Consider the following 20,284-nt stretch of genomic DNA (forward strand, 5'->3'; position numbering starts at 1 on the left):
CTAATTAGCTTATTTTTATTTGTATTGGTAATTGTTCACCCTACGTGTTATAGTTCTGCATTCTATAACATCAGCTTTTTTGATGCTTTATTTTTCTCCACTCTTTCTTTTAAGAATTGAATGGTTCCAAATATATCCCCATACGCTCGGACATTCAGCGATCGAGATGTGGTGATCATCAAAATGATTTGAGAAATCAGGCTAGGGATTAAGAAGCCCAGTGCAACGCCTACCCCACTGTAAAACCTTCCCAATATTAAGGATAAAATAATCGAAAATAATCCTGTCCATAATGTATTTCTCATCATATGCTTTTGTTTCCCAGCCATTGTCAGCACAGTGCCAGTAGCTCCACTCCATACACCAATCAATTGCTTTAGGGACAATATTAATAAAATAAGCGCTCCGCTGCCATATAGAGATGAACCAAAAACATATGACAGGATCAAATCACCCAGAAATATAAATAACAGGAAAATCGCAAGGGTTGGAATAAAAGCTAAAGTAGCTATTGTTCTAAGAGTCCTTTCAATTCCCTTAAGTTCTCCTTGTGCGTATTTTTCAGCAATCATGGGAGACACTACTGAATTTATTATGAGAACAGGCATGGATATAAGCATAGTAAGCTTTGCAGCTGCTCCGTATACCGCAACGTCCTCATCATTGCCAACTCCGCTTATAATCCATAAATCGCACTGGCTAAGAAGGTAGAAACTAACTGTTATAACCATAAGAGGAATGGTCGTTGAGAAAATTTTCTGTATGTGAAGGGTTCGCTTTCTAGTCATATCCACTCCCTTCATCAATAATCTGACTTTCCTTGTAAGTGTCATTAATCCCATAATATTTGAAACAGCCAGTGACAAAATCCATATTAGAATGGTTAATTTTAGTGTTAGTAAAATACCTGATAAAGAGAATACTACTAACGATAGACTGAAGACTGCTGTGGAAAGGACTCCTCCAAAGATGGAAGCATATCGTATATCCTGAAAACCTCTAAACGTCTCTCCTAACAATATTTGAAAACTATTCGCCACAATCCAAAAGGTGACTACAATTGAAATACTAGACAATCTGCCAGATTGAAAGACTGTCAGCGCAATCCAATCGGAACTATAAAAGTATATGACTCCTGCAGTTACCGCTCCAATAGTCGTTGCTATCATTGATATTCTAATAATATAATAGACATTTTTCAGTTCGTTCCGTCCAATGCTATCAGCAACAAAACGTATCACCGTCTGGTCAAATCCTATTGTTCCTATATAGGCTCCAAACATAGCAATATTAAAAGCTAAAAAGTATACTCCTAAATCCTCTGCTGCTAACATACGTGCTAAAATCGCATTAATGGCCAAAGTCATAAAGGATGTGAAAAATTTTCCTGAAAAGGCCCAGATTCCCCCTGACCTTAGGTTTCTTTTATCTTTTAAAGTGATAGACATCTTTTCACCCCTTCCTTTCTCATTTGGCTTCAGCACTCATTACACAACAGGTTGATAAACTGTTTAAATAATTTACTGATAATCCCTATACCACATGGGCTGATCCAGTCTCCTTTTAAACCTCATATTTCTTATACTGAACTTATGGCTTTGGAAAGCTTGCCTTTTCGATGGAATATTCATTGACTAAACGTTGGGTTTGCACAGCTTCATTTTTCCGTTTTTTGTAACAAAGAGTACCCAGGATAAAGCAGATATAGATTGTTGTTGTTTGAAGCAAAGATGCCGTCAGGAAGGAATAATTGATAAATAAAGAAAACACTAATATTTTATTCTGTGTAATTGATAAAAACGTGTAAATAATAAAAATTGTGAAAAATAATCCACCAATTACCCCGTATTCTACAAATAATTTTATATAAGCAATTGGATGAGCCGTGTTATATACATTCGACAGCTCATCAAATGTATACTCTTTACCATGATATTCCTGGACTGTTCCCGCACCTGTCCCAAATAAAACTGTCCCGGTGTCTTCTAAGGTGATAAATTCTTTATAAGCTATCCATGGAGCAATAAATCTAACGTGACCACTTGACCGAGGTGTATTAAACTCGTTTAGCCTTTCAACAAAGACTTCTCCAAACCCTTTATCGAATAAGACATATACAGAAATACCCATAAAAATTATTAAAAGAAAGATCTGTGACGGCTTTAATCTAAATAGGATAGGCAAGGCCGCAAGCGCTAGGAGAATAAAACCTGTCCCCGAAAAGGATAGTAACATTCCTATAAAGAAAATAATCATCAAATAAAGTCGTTTCTTTGTTAGGAATTCAATAATAATCGCAGTCGCCAGCATTTTTGAAAAAAAGGAGGGCTCCAGCATGAACATTCCATTTGCCTTTATAATTGGTGAATCATAAGATAAAGGATTATGGGTGTTATATCCTTCAAGCAAAAATTGCTGAGGAAGGTTTTTTATGGGGTCAATAAAACCAAATCCCATAAATTGCAGCAGAAATTGAATGATGCCTATTATGGCCACTATCACCATCATGCCTTGGTATTTTGAAAAGATATAATTTAGGCTGCCTTCCCTCTTATTAACAAAAAGAAATGGTAAATAAAAAACAATTATGGAAAGTAATGAAGCAATCCCCACCGCTTTCGAATGAAGCAATGCATATAAACTAGCAATAAATAACCCGCTTATTGAGCATAAGAATAGCAAAAGCCGTTTGTGATCGATTTCAAATTCATGAAAGAAATATAGAATTATTACCGATATAACCGAAAAAACGAAAACTGGGGAAAGTTGAAGCCCTCCAATCGTTATGGAAAATCTTTGCAAGAAGATTAAACTAAATAGTATTAAGAAAATAAGTGACTTTTCTATTACGCTTATCACTTTTACTGCCATTGACTGTCTCCTTTATTCTTTGCTATAGCACTTCTCCTTGAGATATTGCTTAATTGATATACTGACCCGTTTTGTTTGTCAGACCATGGAACGCTCCTTTTAAAATCATGCTGCTTCTTTTAGCTTTATTGTCGCTTTTTATTACATAAAGAATATGAAATTTAATTACTCTGAAAAACAAGTACAAAAACGCAATCCATTTATATTTTGCGTTATTTCTACTAACCATTAGATATCCATTTCGAATTAAATAGTAAGCATAATAAGGCGATAGATCAGCAGACTTTGTAGAACTAGATTCTTTGTGGTAAACAATAGATTCGGGAACATACACTATTTTCCAACCTGCTTTTTTTGCCCTTATATTCCAATCAGTATCCTCGTAATAAATAAAATAGTCTTCTTCTAAAAATCCAATTAATTGGATCACTTCCTTCCGGAATAACATACTGCAACCGACAATAAAATCTACTTCTTTCATTTTGTCGTACTGGCCGCAATCTTCTTCATCTATCCCGAATGGTGTGCTAGTACCTAAGTATGGATTTATCGATCCTCCAGCAAACCATAATAGATTATTATTTGCATTGTAGATTTTAGACCCGACAATCCCTATCTTTTTGTCTCTGTCCATCACTTCAATAAGTTTACTTAGTGAATCAGGTTCCACATATGTGTCATTATTCAACATCCAATAGTAGTCAAACCCTTGCTCATAGGCTGTCCTGAACCCAACATTGTTTCCACCTGCGCACCCTAAATTACTTCCCGACTGGATCAACGTTATGTTAATATTAAATTCACCTGATTCTTGATCGCTCGTTAACTTTATAAAGGAATCATCGTATGATGCGTTGTCTACTACGAAGACATGAAAATTGGGATAAGTAAGAGATTCCAATGATTTCAAACACTCAAATGTATCATGATAGCCATTCCAGTTAAGAAGAATAATTGCGGCTGATGCTGAGTTCAAGCTAAAGTCCACCTTTCATTCTTGTTTAATCTTGTGAATAATTTTATTTTACGTACTGCCCCGTCTTGTTTGTAAGAGCATGGATCGCCCCTTTTAAAATGATGGCGCTCCTTCTAAGTTTATCGTTCCTCTTCCGTACAAAACTTCGGTGAAATAGTAGAATCCTTACGAATAAATAAACAAATGCAATCCCCTTATATTGGGCGTTAACCCGGCTGACCATCAGATATCCATTTCGTATTAAATAGTAAGCATAATATGGTGATAAGTCGTTCTTTTTTGCAGTTTCCTTATGGTATACAATGGATGATGGCACATAAACTATTTTCCAACCTGCTTTTTTTGCTCTTAAGTTCCAGTCGGTATCCTCATAATAAACAAAATAATCTTCATCCAAATATCCAATCGATTGGATCAATTCCCTTCGGAACAACATACTGCATCCTACTATGAAATCTACTTCTTTCACTTCATCGTACTGTCCGCAATCTTCCTCATCTATCCCGATTTGCATACTAGTACCAAGATAAGGATTAAGTCTACCCCCAGCAAACCAGATACATTTACTACGGGCATACAATATTTTGGAGCCCACAATGCCAATGGCTTGATCTTCTTCTACTGCTCCTATAAGTGTGCATAAAGCATCAGGTTCAACATATGTATCAGTATTCAGCATCCAATAATAGTCAAACCCTAGCTCATAGGCCGTTCTAAATCCAACATTATTGCCGCCCGCACAGCCCAAGTTTCTTTCTGACTTGATAAAAGTTACATCAACATTGAATTGACCAGTTTTCTGATCATTCTTTAACCTTATAAAGGAGTCATCACTTGAAGCATTGTCTACTACAAAAACATGATAATTAGGATAAGTAAGAAATTCTAATGACTTTAAACATTCATATGTATCCTGGTAACTGTTCCAATTAAGGAGAATAATGGCTGCGGATGCTGAACCCATGCTACACCTCATAATTTGTATTTTTTATATGATTTTCAAAATAAAGTAATGGTCCTTCACTACTTCTAGTAAAGGACCTCCCCTTACCCTAGTTATATTGCAAGCGTTGGAACCTTCCCTATTCTTTTTCTCTTTTTATCAATTGCTTGGAAATCAATTTCCATATCCTCTACAATTTTATTGGCACGAGCAAGAGATCCATGAGTTCCAGCATCAATCCAGTCACCAGTAACGACTCCAAATCTTAATGCATTTAATTTGATATAAGCGTTGTTAACATCCGTTATTTCTAATTCGCCTCTTCCCGAAGGCTGTAATGTTTTAATGATGTCAAAAACACGCCGGTCATACATATAAAATCCTGTCACTGCGAAATTAGACTTTGGATGTTCAGGCTTTTCTTCAATCGACACTATCAAATCGTTATGAATTTCTGCTACTCCAAAACGGTGAGGGTCATGTACCTCTTTAATCAAAATCTTAGCTCCACCATTTTGCTTCATATAATCTTGAACATAAGGTGTAATATCACCCGTGAAGATGTTATCTCCCAAAATGACTGTCATTAAATCATCACCGACAAATTCTTCGGCAAGGTTTAGCGCCTCAGCAATCCCACCAGCCTGATCCTGGACTCTATACGTTAGTTTAATTCCAATTTCTGTCCCACTCCCTAGAAGGTTGATAATATCCCCTGCATGATGTCTTCCTGTGACAATTAAGATTTCATCAATTCCTGCTTCTTTAAGCTTTGCAATTGAATAATAAATCATAGGATACTTCCCTACAGGCAATAAATGTTTATTTGTAACTTTGGTCAATGGATTTAAACGTGAACCAGTACCACCCGCTAGTATGATTCCTTTCATCTTAGCCACCTCATTTTTTTGTTTTTATTTTTTTGATTTTTATCAAGTACAAAATTTTCATTATAACGAACAAAGATATACTAAATTACCACTTTTGGGCTCTTTTTTTCGTTAAGCACAGCACCTAACAACTTAGCTTTACAATTCATGAGGTTGTTTTTAGCTATAGCTACTTTATCTTTTTTTGTTTTTCCACTTTTCATAACCAACAATGAACCATCACAAATATTTGCAAGAATTTGAGCATCGGCATTTTCTACTATTGGGGGACTATCAATTAAAATGATATCGTAGACTTTCTTCATTCTCTCCATAAGTTTTAACAATAGATCCGAACCCAACAAATCTTGATCCACTGCGGTAATAGCTCCACTCGTCAAAATATCCAGGTTTTCAATAGTTGTCGGCATGACTACTTCGTCTAGCGAGTCGTTACTTAGAAGGATGTTCGTCAGCCCATTATAGTTGTTCTTGTCGAAAAACTTGTGAAGAGTAGGTTTTCGTAAATCAGCATCTATAATTAGTACTCTTTTTCCTTGTTGTCCCATTACAGCTCCTAAGTTGGCAACAGTGGTCGTTTTCCCCTCACCAGTGGCTGCAGATGTAACAACAATGGATTGTATTTTTTCATTACTGGATGAGAATAAGATATTTGTCCTAATGATTCTGTATTGTTCTGCGAACTTGGACCCTGGGTCAAATACATTGAACATCTTTTTCCTTCTGTTAAGATTTTTTCTTCTTACATTCAATTTTCCTAGCCCCCTAGTCCTTTGCTATGTGAAAAGTTCACAATTTCCTTATTAGCCTTTGATTTTAAATTGATATCCTTTAAACGAACCTTCGAAACAATGCCCATTACAGGGATGTGTAATACCTCCTCGATGTCGCTTTCTGATGTAATCGTGTTACTGAAAGCTCGCAGAAGGAACGAAGTCCCCAATCCGATAAACAAACCAGCTGCTAAACCAACGATTGTAATAAGCGCAGGCTTTGGCTGTACAGGTTGCGGATCAGGTTTTGCGATAGTAGGAGGAAATAACTCTACGTTATCTACTTTCATCATTTCCAGCACTTGCGTTTCAAAGACGTTCGCTATCTTATTAACAATATCAACTGCCAATTCATAATCTGAGTCTTTTACTGTTATCGTAATTACCTGTGATTCCTGTTTACTTGTTACTTTAATTTGCTTAGAGAAGTCTTGAGCGGTTATGTTGAGTCCTAGGTCTTCTATGACTTTTTCCAGTACCACTTCGGAATAGATAATATCGCTATACGTGTTTGCAAATTGAAAATTTGTCATCACAGTATTATAATCCACAACTTGTTTAGGATTAGTGTTATTAACAACGATTTGCCGGGATGCTTCATAGGTCGGTGTTACATAGTAGGAAGCTAGTCCCCAGCTAATTCCTGCACCCATTGCCGCTATAGAAGCAATAAGTAAAATATGTCCTCTTATAATTGACCAAAACTTCCTTATATTCATTGTTTGTTCCATTCAATAAGCTCCTTTACGTAACACTACGAATAAAACACTTTTTAATAGAATGATAATATCGAGCTTTAGAGATTGATGATATACATAATACAATTCTATATCTACTCGTTCCGGATACCCAATATCGCTTCTCCCACTTACCTGCCAATATCCTGTCAAACCTGGACTTACTGATAGAAAATCAGATGTTCTGGCACCATACTCCTTTAATTCATCCAAGACTACCGGTCTTGGTCCCACCAGACTCATTTCACCCTTAAGCACATTAATAAGCTGCGGTAATTCATCCAAACTTGTTTTTCTTAGGAATCTCCCTACTTTTGTAATACGGGGATCTTCACTTTGTTCCAACTTATAATTATTTTTCACATACTTTGCATACAGTTGTTTATTCTTTTTAAGTACTTCTTCTGCATTTACCACCATGGAACGAAACTTATAGATAAAGAATATTTCCCCATTCTTCCCTACCCGTTTTTGTTTAAATAAAATGGGGCCTTTCGCTTCACCAACCATATATGCTGGGATAATCAACAGAAAAAAAGGAAGAAATACAACTAGCCCTGTAAGAGCACCAATTATGTCAAGCATCCTTTTAATACGAAGGTATACTTTTGAACTGGATGATGCGAGAACATCCTCTTCCAGTTTTACTTGTGGATGAGTTTTATCAATAGAAACAGCCAATTCTCTATCTCTATTTATAGCCATTCACTTCACCCGCTCTCGTTAAGTTCTCTTCAGCCTGGCCATTCACATCATTTTCTTCTGTAACATCTTTCAAAAATAAATGAAGGAAATTTTTCAAGGCGTCCCTCCAGTTTCTCATCTTAGGAAAACCGTTTTTCCTCAACATAGTATCATTTAGAACGGAATAACAGGGGCGTGGGGCTTTCCTTGGAAATTCTTCTGTCTTGCACGGAACTAAATCGACTTCAATATTAGCTTCTTCAAATATTGCTTTAGCAAATTCATACCAAGAGCAACTTCCTGAATTGGTCACATGATAAACTCCATATTTTTCAGTGAAAATTAACCGCATTATACATTGTGCTAAATCTACTGTATAAGTAGGACTTCCAATTTGATCATCTACAACCGTTATTCGGCCTTTTTCCTCAGAAAGCTCCAACATACTTTTGACAAAATTTTTTCCATACCTCCCATATATCCAAGAGGTTCTGACGATAAAAAATGTTTCCAGATTCTTTTTCACATAATACTCACCAGCTAGCTTTGTCTGTCCATAGACACTTAATGGGGACGGTGCTTCTAATTCTTCAATTGGCTCATTATTGCTCCCACTGAATACGTAATCCGTACTTATATAAACGAACTTAGCCTTTATTTTTGATGAAACTTTCGCAAGGTTCCTTGTACCTATTCCATTCACGAGAAAAGCTTTATCAGAATCCTCCTCTGCCATATCTACATTTGTATACGCGGCTGCATGAATAATGATATCAGGCATTATTTCCAGCATTTTTTTCTTTACTTGGTTGTATGAGGTAATGTCCAACTCTTCTCTGCCTAAGCCGATTACCTCAACATCACTTTCATTTTTTAACATGGACAGCAATTCAGTTCCCAGCTGTCCTTTAGCCCCTGTTATTATTATCCTTACAGCAGGCATAAATGATCACCATATTGCTTTTGATAATAATCTAGATATGTGCCAGCTTTAATGTTATTCCACCACTCATAATTCTCGATATACCAATTAATAGTTTCTATCAATCCTGTATCAAAGGAATAAAGAGGCTTCCACCCCAATTCTGTTTGTATTTTAGTAGGATCTATTGCATACCTTCTGTCATGTCCGGGACGGTCTTTTATATATTTGATTAAGTCAGGTGATAAACCTAGTCTGTCTATAATTAGATTAGCAATTTCCCTATTCATTCTTTCATTATGGCCACCGATATTATAAACTTCACCAGGCTTACCTTCATGTATGACCATGTCAATTGCAGAACAATGGTCACTCACATGTAGCCAATCTCGAATATTCGTTCCATCTCCATAAATAGGAAGTTCCTTTCCTTGCAAGGCGTTTGTAACTAGTAAGGGAATAAGCTTCTCAGGAAAATGGTATGGTCCATAGTTATTTGAACATCTAGTAATATTTACGTTCATGCCAAACGTTTCATAATAAGCACGTACTAATAAATCCCCGCCTGTTTTACTGGCTGAATAAGGACTGTTTGGTGCTAGTGGAGTACTTTCAGTGAAATATCCCGTTTCTCCTAAACTACCGTAAACCTCATCAGTAGAAATTTGTACGAATTTCTTAATATTATTTTCTTTCGCAATATCCAATAAGTTTTGCGTGCCAAGGACATTGGTTTTTACAAACACATCGGGATCCGTTATGCTACGGTCCACATGTGATTCTGCTGCAAAATTTACAACTACATCGATTTTGTTGTTTTTTAAAAGATAATCAACCAGCTCGCGATTATTAATATCTCCTTTCACAAAAGTATAATTATCCTGATTTTCTATATCTTTTAAATTTTCAAGATTTCCTGCGTATGTTAGAAGATCAAGGTTGACCACCTGATAATTCTGATATTTAGCCAGTATGTAGTGTATAAAGTTACTCCCTATGAAGCCGGCACCACCAGTTACCAATAGTTTCATATCTTTACTCCCTCCCACACAAAATTATTTGTTGCATATTCTAGTGGTGGATGATTTTTGTCTTTTTCCGACAGAATTACCTTTGACACCGGCCATTCGATGCCTATCGCAGGATCATTCCAGAATATACCCCGATCATGTTCTGAGGAATAGGACTGATCTACTTTATATTGAACTTCTGTGTTGTCTACTAATGTACAAAAGCCGTGTGCAAAGCCCTTGGGGACCAATAATTGCCTTTTATTTTCAGCTGTTAATATATAGCCCTCCCATTCACCATATGTGGGAGAACCCTTTCTAATGTCTACAATGACATCATAGATTGCCCCTCTTGTAACTCGAACCAGCTTCGCTTGCGATTTTGGATTTATTTGGTAATGCAAACCTCTAATCGTACCGGCTTGCCGTGATAAGGAATGATTGTCCTGTATAAAATTTAAATCTATTCCGTTTTTTTGATAGATTTGCTGACTGTACGTTTCCATAAAAAAACCACGGTCGTCTCCATAAACAGTTAGTTCCAATAATGCTGCATCTTCAAATTTCGTCTGAATAACCTTCATTTATCCAACTCCTTTTCAGCATAATAACTAGTTAACCACTGAGAGATTTACTTTCTGATTATAGCCAAGAGCTTCGGTGAATATATCAAACAACCAAAAATCAATGGAATATTTTTCATATATTTCATTTAAGGCGTCTTTATAGCCTTGTTTTAAAAAATTAGGTTCTATTACGGGATTTTCTCGATCGATCACTTGAATGTTTTCTGGATGATATAAATCATAATCTCTAATTGACTGGTTGGTTGTAATCAACTTCTGTTTCGCTCCAAACACTTCGATAGTTCTGATAGTTAAACCGCTTTGTTTGGGTCTTTCGATATCAATAATGATCTTCGCTCTTGAATATAAATCTAGTACTTCGTTCTTAGACAAGGCCTTAAACTGGAGTTCATTACTGCCGAACCTTCTCAAGTCTTTATCAAAAAGCCGTTTAATATAGAATAGATATTTGCTAGGATAGTATTTATAAAAGTAAAAATTTATCCCGTTGTCCGCAAGCTGCGTCTCTATTTTTTTAAGTACAGTAAACCGGTCGGTATGCACCGTTCCGATGAACAAAACATCGATATCCTTTATTTTTTTGTTGCTAGCAAGCTCCTTATAGCCATCAATATAAAACAATGGACGAAATTTCATATCCCTATAGGTTTGGGCATCTCTTCGGTCAAAAGTAAATACATAATTAAATAAATGCTTAATCTTGCTTGAATTTGGTGAATAGCTTAACGCGTCCCACATATATAGGATAAATTTTGCTTTCTGATGGTACTTTCTTAATTTTCTAATATTATTTTCTGAAATTACCTCTCCTTTGATAATGAAAATGACATCATAATTTCTATCCTTTGTTGTTTCAATAATATTGTTATAATAGCCGTGATTTTTTTTCGCTAGCAGATTTCTATTAATACGAATAAGAGACTTTGTCAAAAAATCATTTTTAGGCCGCTCATCAAAATAATCAACATCACTACCAAAGGATTGTAGTTTCTTCTTTATTTCTGCTTCATAACCGAAGAATTTAGCTGAAATAAAAAGGATTTTTTTTTCATTAAACTCTTTTTTCATTTATATAATCCCTTTTCTTTCATTTCCAAAATGGCTTTTTCATAATGATCTTCCTCAATTTCCTGCTGGTTGACCCAATTAACAAAATGCTGGATTCCTCTTTCGAAGTCGTATTGTGGAGAGAAGCCCAATTTGTCGTAAATAAGACTTAAGTCTGCAAAATTATGTCTTATATCACCGAGACGATACTGTCCACTCACATAAATATCAACATTAGTTTCGTACAACTTTACCAGAGTAGTTGCTACTTTTAATACGTTTGTAGCCACTCCAGTTCCAACATTAAAAACTTGGTAATTAGCTTTGTCTAATTCAATAGCTTTCACAGTAGCAGTTATCACATCTTCTATATATACGAAGTCACGACTTTCTGTTCCATCTTCAAAAATGTTTATATCATTGCCATTCTTTATCCTTGTTGAAAAAATGGAGAGGATACCTGTATAGGGATTCTTTAAGGATTGGCCTGGCCCATATACATTTTGATACCTAAGGCCAACAACCGGAATGCCCAAAGCTTTACCCATAATCATACACATATTTTCCTGCCCATACTTCGTAAAACCATATATGGAAGAAGGCTGAATTTGTGAATCCTCTGATGTACTTATCGCTGTTACGCTCTCACCGCAATGTGGGCATTTTACATTAAAGTCTTTTTGTGATAAATTTTCCTCTATTCGTTGGCCCGGAAAAACCTCACCGTGTATTTGACATATGTATTTTCCTTCTCCATATACAGCGCGAGACGAAGCAACTACCAGTTTTTTTACTTTGTTTGGTTCATTAGCAATTAAATCCAGCAAGTTAGAAGTTCCATTTATATTAACTTCTATATATTTATCTATTTCATACATCGATTGGCCAGTACCGGTCTCAGCGGCTAAATGAACGACAATATCTGTTCCCTTTAGTGCAGTTCTTAAATCTTCTTTATTACGAACATCTCCATAAATAAATTCAACCTTATCCTTTATCTTCAAATATAACTCGGATCGCCTAGGAACACCTCCATGGATCTGCACGGATAAATTGTCCAATACTTTTACATTGTATCCCTCCTCCAACAGCTTAAGTGAAAGGGAACTGCCTATAAATCCAGCCCCACCAGTAATTAATACATTCATTTGCTGCAGCCTCCTTATTTGTAATTTCAGGAATTAATTCTCACCTTTTTTCCTCTATAACGAACATTAAATTCAATATTGAGAACAAAACAACCCTAAGTAAGGTAGGTGAAAATTCAACTTAAATTTTCCCAAAAAGTCTCCATGGTTACTTTTGACTTTTGTTCACTTTAAAGAACGATTGTTTTTAGTTTAAATGTAATAAAGTTGGAAATCAACCTTTTTTTGCTCCTTGATATGATATTTTTTTACAAATAAATAAAAAATTCATAGGAACTATGAACATACCTAACATAATGCTGTCGTTCATTTTAAAGAACGTTTGAATTTATTATATATGGTACGGAATTAATAAATCAATCATTTTCTTTTGGTTTTTGTCATCGCACTTCAACTTTTGATAAAAAAGTAGAAGTGGGAATCCATCTATAAAAAACTAAAATTTGGAAAAATATTAACATATCTTTAAAACATACCCAAGTTTTGGATGCCAAAACCTAATGATTACTTATAGAATATTGAGAAATTATTTAGGATTTGAATGTGGTGGTTAATTCCAGTCTCTGTCTATAACTAATTACACTAAGTTACTTTTATATTCATATTCCTAAAGACACAGCTAAGCAGACTCGAATTCTGGATAGGAACTAAATATTTCTGAATTTTTTTCGCAGTACCAAGGATGCTATCCTGGTTTTCTTTTTTGTAGAAAAATGCAAAATCACCCAAATTAACAACCCGGTTAAATTAACTTCGTGATTACGTAGATTATTAAAAATCCATCTTGGTGCCCCAATAAGAATCCCCCATCCCCATAGACAACCTTCGAAAAAAATTGTTTTGCTTGACTTATCCGCCGCCGTACTGGTCTTTCATTTTTTCACTGCCTAATTAAAATTTTTAGCAAAGGGTATTCAAATGCGTTCCGTTTGTTTTATGACTTTTTTATGTACACAACAAATTTCATTTAATAAATTCACAAAACATTTTTTCTGAAACCTACTTCTACTTTTTAACCGATATATCATCATTTTACGACGCTTTACAAGAGTTATTGTCGAATAAATTCTCTAGAATTATATATCGTTGTGCTTTATAGTGAACAATATAAATGTTAGAGTGAACATCAAAACTTGAATATAGTTGAACTACATATAGAAAGGCAAGGTGATATTTATTGAAGATATTATTGATGGGTGTTCAAAAGCTTGCTTATATGCCGTATATGAATTTTTATCTATCACAGTTGGATCTAATAAATAATGATGTTCATTTATTATATTGGAACCGGGATAACAAACAAGAGCAATTACCAGATTACAATATTACCTACCACGAATTTAAATGTTATCAAGAGGATGAGGTACCAAAAATAAGAAAAATTAAGAGCTTTCTCAAATATAGAAAAAGGGCTAAACAGTTAATTTCCGATGAAAAATTTGATTTTATTATCATACTTAATACAGTTTCCGGATTTTTAATACAAGATGTACTTTGGAACAGCTATTCGAAAAAGTTTATCTACGATTATCGTGATCCAACGCTCGAAAACATCCTTCTTTATAAAATTTTAATCGGAAAAATTGTTAAAATGTCACTTGTTACATTTGTAAGCTCTGATGGTTTCAGAAAATTCCTGCCTAACGAGAAAAATATATATACATCACATAATTTACTTTTAGACTCCTTACGTTATAGAAATATACGAAAGTTCTATGAAAGGAATGTTACGCCAATAAGGGTCCGTTATTGGGGGATGATACGTGACGAATCGATAAATAAGATGATAATTGACAGATTAGGCAATGACAGCAGGTTTGAGCTGCATTACCACGGCAGAATGCAAAAAACCGGAAGAAATTTGCAAGACTACTGTAATAGTAATGGTATAAAAAATGTAAATTTTCATGGAGTTTATTTACCTGATGAGCGTTATGATTTTGCAAAAGAAACAGACATTCTCCATAACATTTACGAAAAGGATAAATTATTGTCAAAGGCAATGGGGAACAAGTTCTATGATGGTATAGTCCACTATATTCCTCAGATATGCAATAAAGGATCCTTTATGGGCCAAAAGGTTACATCAGAGAAGGTCGGGGCACAATTGGACCCTAAAGATCCTGCATTTGCTGATATGCTGTATCATTACTATATAAACATTAATTGGAAACAATTTAACCAAAGCTGTGATGCTTGCTTAGACCATGTAGTAAATGAATATCATGCAGGCAATGAAGTAATCGACACTATTCTAAATAAAACCGAACTTACTGAGATCAAAGAAATCCACAGTACTTGACTTCTATTAATCAATAAGAAATTCTTATGAAATGAGAGGGATTAGATTGGTATCAAACAAGTTATTAGTAATAAGAAGACGTTTTCTTAAATCATTGAATTTGCTTCCATTGGGTGAACAATTAATCCGGAAGGTGGAATTTATTAGAGGCTTATATCAACATCCAAATAAAATGATAGGGAGGAAATTGCCTCCAATCAATCATCATTACATTACTAAAAGAACCGATGTTCTTGTCTTTGCAGCCCATTCTGATGATGAAGTTTTGGGTTTAGGGGCCTCTTTATACCGCCATAGTGCAAAAGGCGATAACATTAAAATAGTTTTTACCACCAATGGATCAGCAGATTGGTATGGACTACAAAGCTGGCATATAAAGACTAAAGAATCAACAAAGAGGGCTGAAATCAGGTATAAAGAGGCTGTTAATGCCTTGTCATTATTGAATATCCCAAAAGAAAATATATATTGTTTAGGCTATCCGGATGGCGGTTCCCAGCGATACTTGAAGAATATGGAAGATGATATTCAATTCCTTATGAAAACCTTAAACCCTGGTAAAGTATATGTCCATTGCATTGAGGGCGGTCATGTCGACCATGATATGACAAGCTTTGTTGTTAAAACTACCTGTAAAAAAATAGGCTTTAATAATGTATTTGAATGGGCGGAGTATAATCCTAAACAACCAATTGGAACTAAAAATATTAAGTTCTTACCCAATCCTGTAAATACGTTCAAGGAAACTATTCTTGATATTACAGAAGAGGAACGGCATTTAAAAAGGATGATGTTATCCTGTCATAAATCTCAACAAGTTGAAGAGTACTATGCACAAGGTGAAGCCCTTCGTCAAGCAAACCTTAAAAATGTTGAAATTGAGCTAATGGAACATTGTCAACTCCCTAAGTTTAGATTGCATTCTATAGTAAAAAAGTATAATAAGCCATTTATAAACAAAAACAAAGGAGATATAAGAACAACAGAACCTGTAAAGAAATATTTTATGTTCTTAATCGCTATACAACAGCTTCCATTGTTCAATTTATAAGTAAATTGGTTATTATAGTTGGTCTAATGGCATGGTTACTAACATAAGCCTTAACCCTTCAGAAAGGAGAAACACATTGTTAATTTCTATCATAATTCCAGTATTTAATGCTGAAAAATATATTGCAAAATGCCTAGATAGTGTTATAAATCAAACTTATAAAGATATAGAAATTATTTTAGTAAATGACGGATCCACCGATAGTAGTGGCTCAATATGTGATGCTTATGCCAAAAGAGATGATAGAGTCATTGTTTTACATCAAGAGAATGGCGGAGTTTCCTCTGCTCGTAATAATGGCTTGAAAATCGCGAAGGGAAAGTATATTGGCTTTGTTGATCCAGATGATTGGATCAGTCATAATATGTATAGTAATTTATATCAATTAATGATTGAATATAATGCTGACATTTCAGTATGCGGATACATAATGGAAACTATAGACAGTAAGCCCCTTAATCAAACAACTCAAGTAAACATTATAGAATATAACCGAGAGGAAGCCTTAAACAATATATTAGACGGTTTCCAGGGCTTTGCATGTAATAAACTATTTTCCGCAGATTTAATAAAAAATACTCCCTCTGTTATATTCGATCTCGATATACATTATGGGGAAGATTTGTTATTTTGTTGTGAAATAATTCTAAAGTCCAAGAAGATTATTTTTGATCCTATTCCACATTACCATTATATTATCCATGAAAATAATATAACCCAATCCAGATTTACTCCTAAAAAACTAACTCTATTAAATGCGTTAGAAAAAATCATAATTCTTTTGAACAATTTAAAAGGAGTAGATATAGATAAATTTAAAAGCTTATATGTTTATTCAAATATTGATTTATTAATGTATGGTATAAAGGAAAAAAAATGCACAAACTTGATGCGTAAACACTTAAAGCAGAATTTATATAAATATAAACTATCCAATATTAATGCATCGAAAATAAAATTATCATTCTTATCTGCAAGAATAAATATATATCTATGTTACATTATTTGGTTTTTATATAAGGGGCATTTAATTAAATCTTGATGCTCACCTTCTAAATTCTCATGTTGAAGCTGGTGCTGTCCTATTCAAGAGTTTTTGTCCTGTAACTTTGGTTTTAGGAAGAGCTCGACAGTACATTTATATTTGTGACCAAATAACTCCATAATACTCGGTATGGAAAAGATATTTTTCATTCTTTGTTCTCAATTAAGAACAAAGAATCATTTCTAAACCTTTTAATAATGAAAATACTTGGAGAATAGGTGTGACTGAACTTATAAAACGAGGAGTAAAGAAATTCTCATGAGAAATCAAAGAAAATTTGGCGTAATTTTATCGTACGTTGCTATGCTAATTAATATAATGATAGGCATTTGTTATACACCTATCATAATTCGCTTATTAGGAAAAAGTGAGTTCGGGCTCTTCTCTTTAGCAACCTCGGTTATTACTTTTTTAGCGATACTTGATTTCGGATTTGGAAATGCATTGGTACGTTTCAACGCGAAATACATAGCAATTAATGATAAAACAGGGGAAAGTAAAATACACGGGTTCTTCTTTCTTTTGTACTTATTAATAGGAATTGTATCCGTTATCGTTGGATATCATATTTCTAATAATGTAGACCTGTTATTTTCAAATACTTTTAGAGTAACAGAACTCAATAAGTTAAAAATTATCCTTTTGATAATGACTGTTAATGTTGCTTTATCCTTCCCTTTAAGCATATACTCTTCCATTCTTACAGCATATGAAAGATTTGCATTTCTAAAAATAGCAGGTATTATAAGCACGATTCTGACCAATAGTGTAATTTTGGTATCACTATACTTTAGTTATCAATCTGTAGCCATGGCCTTTATATCTGCAATTTTCTCAATCGGCACCAAGTTTTTTATAATGTTGTACTGCTATTCAAAAATTAGAGTTCGTTTTTCATTCACAAATTATGATCCATTAGTAATTAAAGAAATTCTGATTTATTCCTTTTTTATATTTGTTGAAATAATAGTGGACCAACTTTACACAAATACCGATAAGATTATAATTGGTGCGGTTATTGGTCCGAATGAGGTAGCTATCTATACAATAGCTATGATGTTTTTAACATATTTCATCCAATTTTCAACTGCGATTAATAGTGTTTTTCTTCCGAAAATCACCAGAATGACAACCCTTGACCAAAATATGAATGCACTGTCTGACTTATTTATAAGGGTAGGAAGGCTACAATTTATCGTGCTTATATTTATTTTGAGTGGATTTATTTTATACGGAAAGGATTTTATAATGTTTTGGGCCGGAGAAAGTTATGCTGGTGCATATTATATGGCACTAATTGTAATGATCCCGCGAATTATTTCGTTATCGCAAAACTTAGGAATTGTTATATTGCAAGCTCAGAATAAACTCAAGTTTAGGGTAATAATATATTTGATCATTGCCATTTTTAATGTTGCCATAAGTATTCCTTTGGCAAAGGAATATGGAGGTGTAGGCGCGGCAATAGGCACATTGATTGCTACGATCCTAGGGCAAATTCTTACTATGAATTGGTATTATTATAAAAAAGTAAAATTAAATATACCCCTATACTGGAAAGAAATCCTTAGTATTACAGCAGTGGCAATTCCTATTTTAACTATAGGATATATCCTAAATATAATTATACCCAGCGATAAAATTTCTTTACTAGCAGTTAAAATAGGATTATTTTCCATTATTTTTTTATTAATTGGATTTAAGTATATTTTCAATCAATACGAGAAGAATCTACTATTATCTGTTTTCGATAAATTTAAAAAAATGGTGGAAGTGAGGATTTAATTATAAATGATTAGTACATTTAAAAATTGGTTATATACACATAATAGGAACAATAAATTATTATGGCTAACGTCAACCTTGAAATTAATAAGAAAAGCTTGTAAAATAGAAACATTTTACAAAGCAATAAATCCTTTACGTTTTAAATATTATACGCTGTTTAAGAGGTATGAAATACTCGAATTAGAGGACAACATAGCTAACGGTGTATACAAGGTCTTCATTAAGAAGAGTAATAATAATATATCTGTAGTCAAAATTCCAAGAAAAGATACCATTTATAGCTTAAACTTAATTAAATCAATAAGAAGCAATTATAAGTTTTCACAATTTCAAGAAACATTATCATCACTTTCGAGCCATAAATATATTCATAAACATATCGTTAATTTTAATAAAATTTATAGGAATGGTGGTTATGAATCAAATTACATAGTTGGTTATAACTTAAAATCATTGTATGATTACTATTCTGAATGGCCAATTGATAAAAAACCTTTTATTCCTTCTGAGCTCAACGCAGCTATTGATCAATTAATCTACAATCTTGAATTGTATCAGAAAGAATATGGCGGCTTGGAAGGAGATTGGGATATTCAAAATATGATGTATGATACAAACAACAAAAAAATCGTGAATGTTGATTTAGAAGGTTTCTTTCTCTACCGAAACAATGAGTTAGAAACCCAATTGGATTTTATTAAAGAAAATTTACATGGTTTACAAAAAGCTATTAACGAATATAACTTTGATTAATCATTTCCATATTCAGAAAGAGCTATGAATTAGAGCCAACAACCTTGAGAAATAATTTTTGGATTTGTGATTTACCTTTTTGGTTATTGAAAATGCACTCAAATAACCCTGAAGCTTGTCTGCCCCGTTTATCTTCTTTAAAAACGGAATTGTATTTTCAGAAGTGTGTGACGCCATATTTGGCTACCAGATGAATTTTCATACATATAAAATACGAAGTGTATTTCACATACTGTTTTTTCTTAAATACTTCTTTTGCTATCGAAAATATGTCGTAAGTTCAAGAAAAATAAAATATAATTAGCTATTGCTTTTTAAATTTTTTATGATAATATAAAGGAGCATTAATTTGGAAGGCTAATAAAATATATCTGGGTCTTTCCAAGCAGATAATTTTTTGACCACTTCCTTAGGAAGTTAAGGCCATACGGACAGCCGGGTCAAATGCCGATTGGCAACTTTAGTTGCCTTATTGATTGAGTTAAAAGCTCAAATTTTATAAGTTGGTTACTTTACAACCAGTGCATATGCACATCAACTTGTGAAACGGTCAATAAGAGTGGAAAAAGTAATTATTTGCTATATAGACTCTGATCCTATAGATATATTTTATTAATATTTGAGAGTATTCCGCCATATACAGGATTTTTTATGGTGAGTGTATTCATACGACTGTTTGTCCTGGATATACTTATGCTTTTTTAATATTGATGATTATCTAAAGCAAGTGTTGTGCGCAATTATGCGTTTCTTTACA

General features: G+C 33.9%; 18 protein-coding genes. 5 read left to right on the top strand and 13 right to left on the bottom strand.

From position 1 onward, the window contains the following. Positions 1–62: 62 nt before the first annotated feature. The 13 genes from V1500_RS24580 to V1500_RS24640 form a co-directional block, all read right to left on the bottom strand. Complete coding sequence (locus tag V1500_RS24580; protein WP_409303470.1) at positions 63–1,448, bottom strand: oligosaccharide flippase family protein; 1,386 nt, start codon at positions 1,446–1,448, stop codon at positions 63–65. 142 nt (positions 1,449–1,590) lie between these two features. Beyond that, a complete protein-coding gene (locus tag V1500_RS24585) occupies positions 1,591–2,871 on the bottom strand; it encodes a hypothetical protein (RefSeq protein ID WP_409303472.1) in 1,281 nt (426 codons plus the stop codon). A 49-nt stretch (positions 2,872–2,920) separates the two neighbouring features. Further along, the gene (locus V1500_RS24590; RefSeq protein ID WP_409303474.1) at positions 2,921–3,847 is read right to left on the bottom strand and encodes a glycosyltransferase family 2 protein; all 927 of its coding nucleotides are present in this window, start codon (positions 3,845–3,847) and stop codon (positions 2,921–2,923) included. A gap of 43 nt (positions 3,848–3,890) precedes the next feature. Next, positions 3,891–4,811 carry a glycosyltransferase family 2 protein gene (locus tag V1500_RS24595; protein ID WP_409303475.1) on the bottom strand — a complete coding sequence of 307 codons (921 nt, stop codon included), beginning with the start codon at positions 4,809–4,811 and terminating at the stop codon, positions 3,891–3,893. Between the two features lie 92 nt (positions 4,812–4,903). Next, on the bottom strand, positions 4,904–5,680 hold the full coding sequence (locus V1500_RS24600) for a sugar phosphate nucleotidyltransferase (RefSeq protein ID WP_409303476.1): 777 nt from the start codon (positions 5,678–5,680) through the stop codon (positions 4,904–4,906). An 80-nt stretch (positions 5,681–5,760) separates the two neighbouring features. Further along, positions 5,761–6,432, bottom strand: coding sequence for a CpsD/CapB family tyrosine-protein kinase (locus V1500_RS24605; RefSeq protein ID WP_409303478.1), 672 nt, complete (start codon positions 6,430–6,432; stop codon positions 5,761–5,763). Between the two features lie 5 nt (positions 6,433–6,437). Then, positions 6,438–7,184 (bottom strand): YveK family protein, encoded by a 747-nt coding sequence (locus tag V1500_RS24610; RefSeq protein WP_409303479.1) that lies wholly within the window; start codon positions 7,182–7,184, stop codon positions 6,438–6,440. After that, positions 7,185–7,775: a sugar transferase gene (locus V1500_RS24615; protein WP_409306114.1), complete on the bottom strand. Its 591-nt coding sequence runs from the start codon at positions 7,773–7,775 to the stop codon at positions 7,185–7,187. 106 nt (positions 7,776–7,881) lie between these two features. After that, positions 7,882–8,817, bottom strand: a complete 936-nt coding sequence (gene rfbD / locus V1500_RS24620; RefSeq protein WP_409303481.1) for a dTDP-4-dehydrorhamnose reductase — start codon at positions 8,815–8,817, stop codon at positions 7,882–7,884. Then, positions 8,805–9,827 carry a dTDP-glucose 4,6-dehydratase gene (rfbB, locus tag V1500_RS24625; RefSeq protein WP_409303483.1) on the bottom strand — a complete coding sequence of 341 codons (1,023 nt, stop codon included), beginning with the start codon at positions 9,825–9,827 and terminating at the stop codon, positions 8,805–8,807. Before rfbB ends, rfbD begins: the two co-directional genes overlap by 13 nt. Continuing rightward, entirely contained in the window at positions 9,824–10,390 is a 567-nt protein-coding gene (gene rfbC / locus V1500_RS24630) for a dTDP-4-dehydrorhamnose 3,5-epimerase (protein WP_409303485.1), read from the bottom strand. Before rfbC ends, rfbB begins: the two co-directional genes overlap by 4 nt. 27 nt (positions 10,391–10,417) lie before the next feature. Next, positions 10,418–11,461, bottom strand: a complete 1,044-nt coding sequence (locus V1500_RS24635) for a hypothetical protein (protein ID WP_409303487.1) — start codon at positions 11,459–11,461, stop codon at positions 10,418–10,420. Next, positions 11,458–12,588, bottom strand: coding sequence for an NAD-dependent epimerase/dehydratase family protein (locus tag V1500_RS24640; RefSeq protein WP_409303488.1), 1,131 nt, complete (start codon positions 12,586–12,588; stop codon positions 11,458–11,460). The genes V1500_RS24635 and V1500_RS24640 overlap by 4 nt, the downstream gene beginning before the upstream one ends. 1,177 nt (positions 12,589–13,765) lie before the next feature. Here V1500_RS24640 and V1500_RS24645 point away from each other — a divergent pair. From V1500_RS24645 to V1500_RS24665, 5 genes are all read left to right on the top strand, one after another. Continuing rightward, positions 13,766–14,890, top strand: a complete 1,125-nt coding sequence (locus tag V1500_RS24645; protein WP_409303490.1) for a hypothetical protein — start codon at positions 13,766–13,768, stop codon at positions 14,888–14,890. Between the two features lie 46 nt (positions 14,891–14,936). Beyond that, positions 14,937–15,941, top strand: coding sequence for a PIG-L deacetylase family protein (locus tag V1500_RS24650; protein ID WP_409303492.1), 1,005 nt, complete (start codon positions 14,937–14,939; stop codon positions 15,939–15,941). Positions 15,942–16,017: 76 nt separating this feature from the next. Then, entirely contained in the window at positions 16,018–16,983 is a 966-nt protein-coding gene (locus tag V1500_RS24655) for a glycosyltransferase family 2 protein (protein ID WP_409303494.1), read from the top strand. A 261-nt stretch (positions 16,984–17,244) separates the two neighbouring features. After that, positions 17,245–18,771, top strand: a complete 1,527-nt coding sequence (locus V1500_RS24660; RefSeq protein ID WP_409303496.1) for an oligosaccharide flippase family protein — start codon at positions 17,245–17,247, stop codon at positions 18,769–18,771. 6 nt (positions 18,772–18,777) lie between these two features. Next, positions 18,778–19,527, top strand: coding sequence for a hypothetical protein (locus V1500_RS24665; protein WP_409303498.1), 750 nt, complete (start codon positions 18,778–18,780; stop codon positions 19,525–19,527). Positions 19,528–20,284 lie beyond the last annotated feature (757 nt).

This window comes from Peribacillus sedimenti (assembly GCF_046237635.1).
GTDB classification, from domain to species: domain Bacteria; phylum Bacillota; class Bacilli; order Bacillales; family DSM-1321; genus Peribacillus; species Peribacillus sedimenti.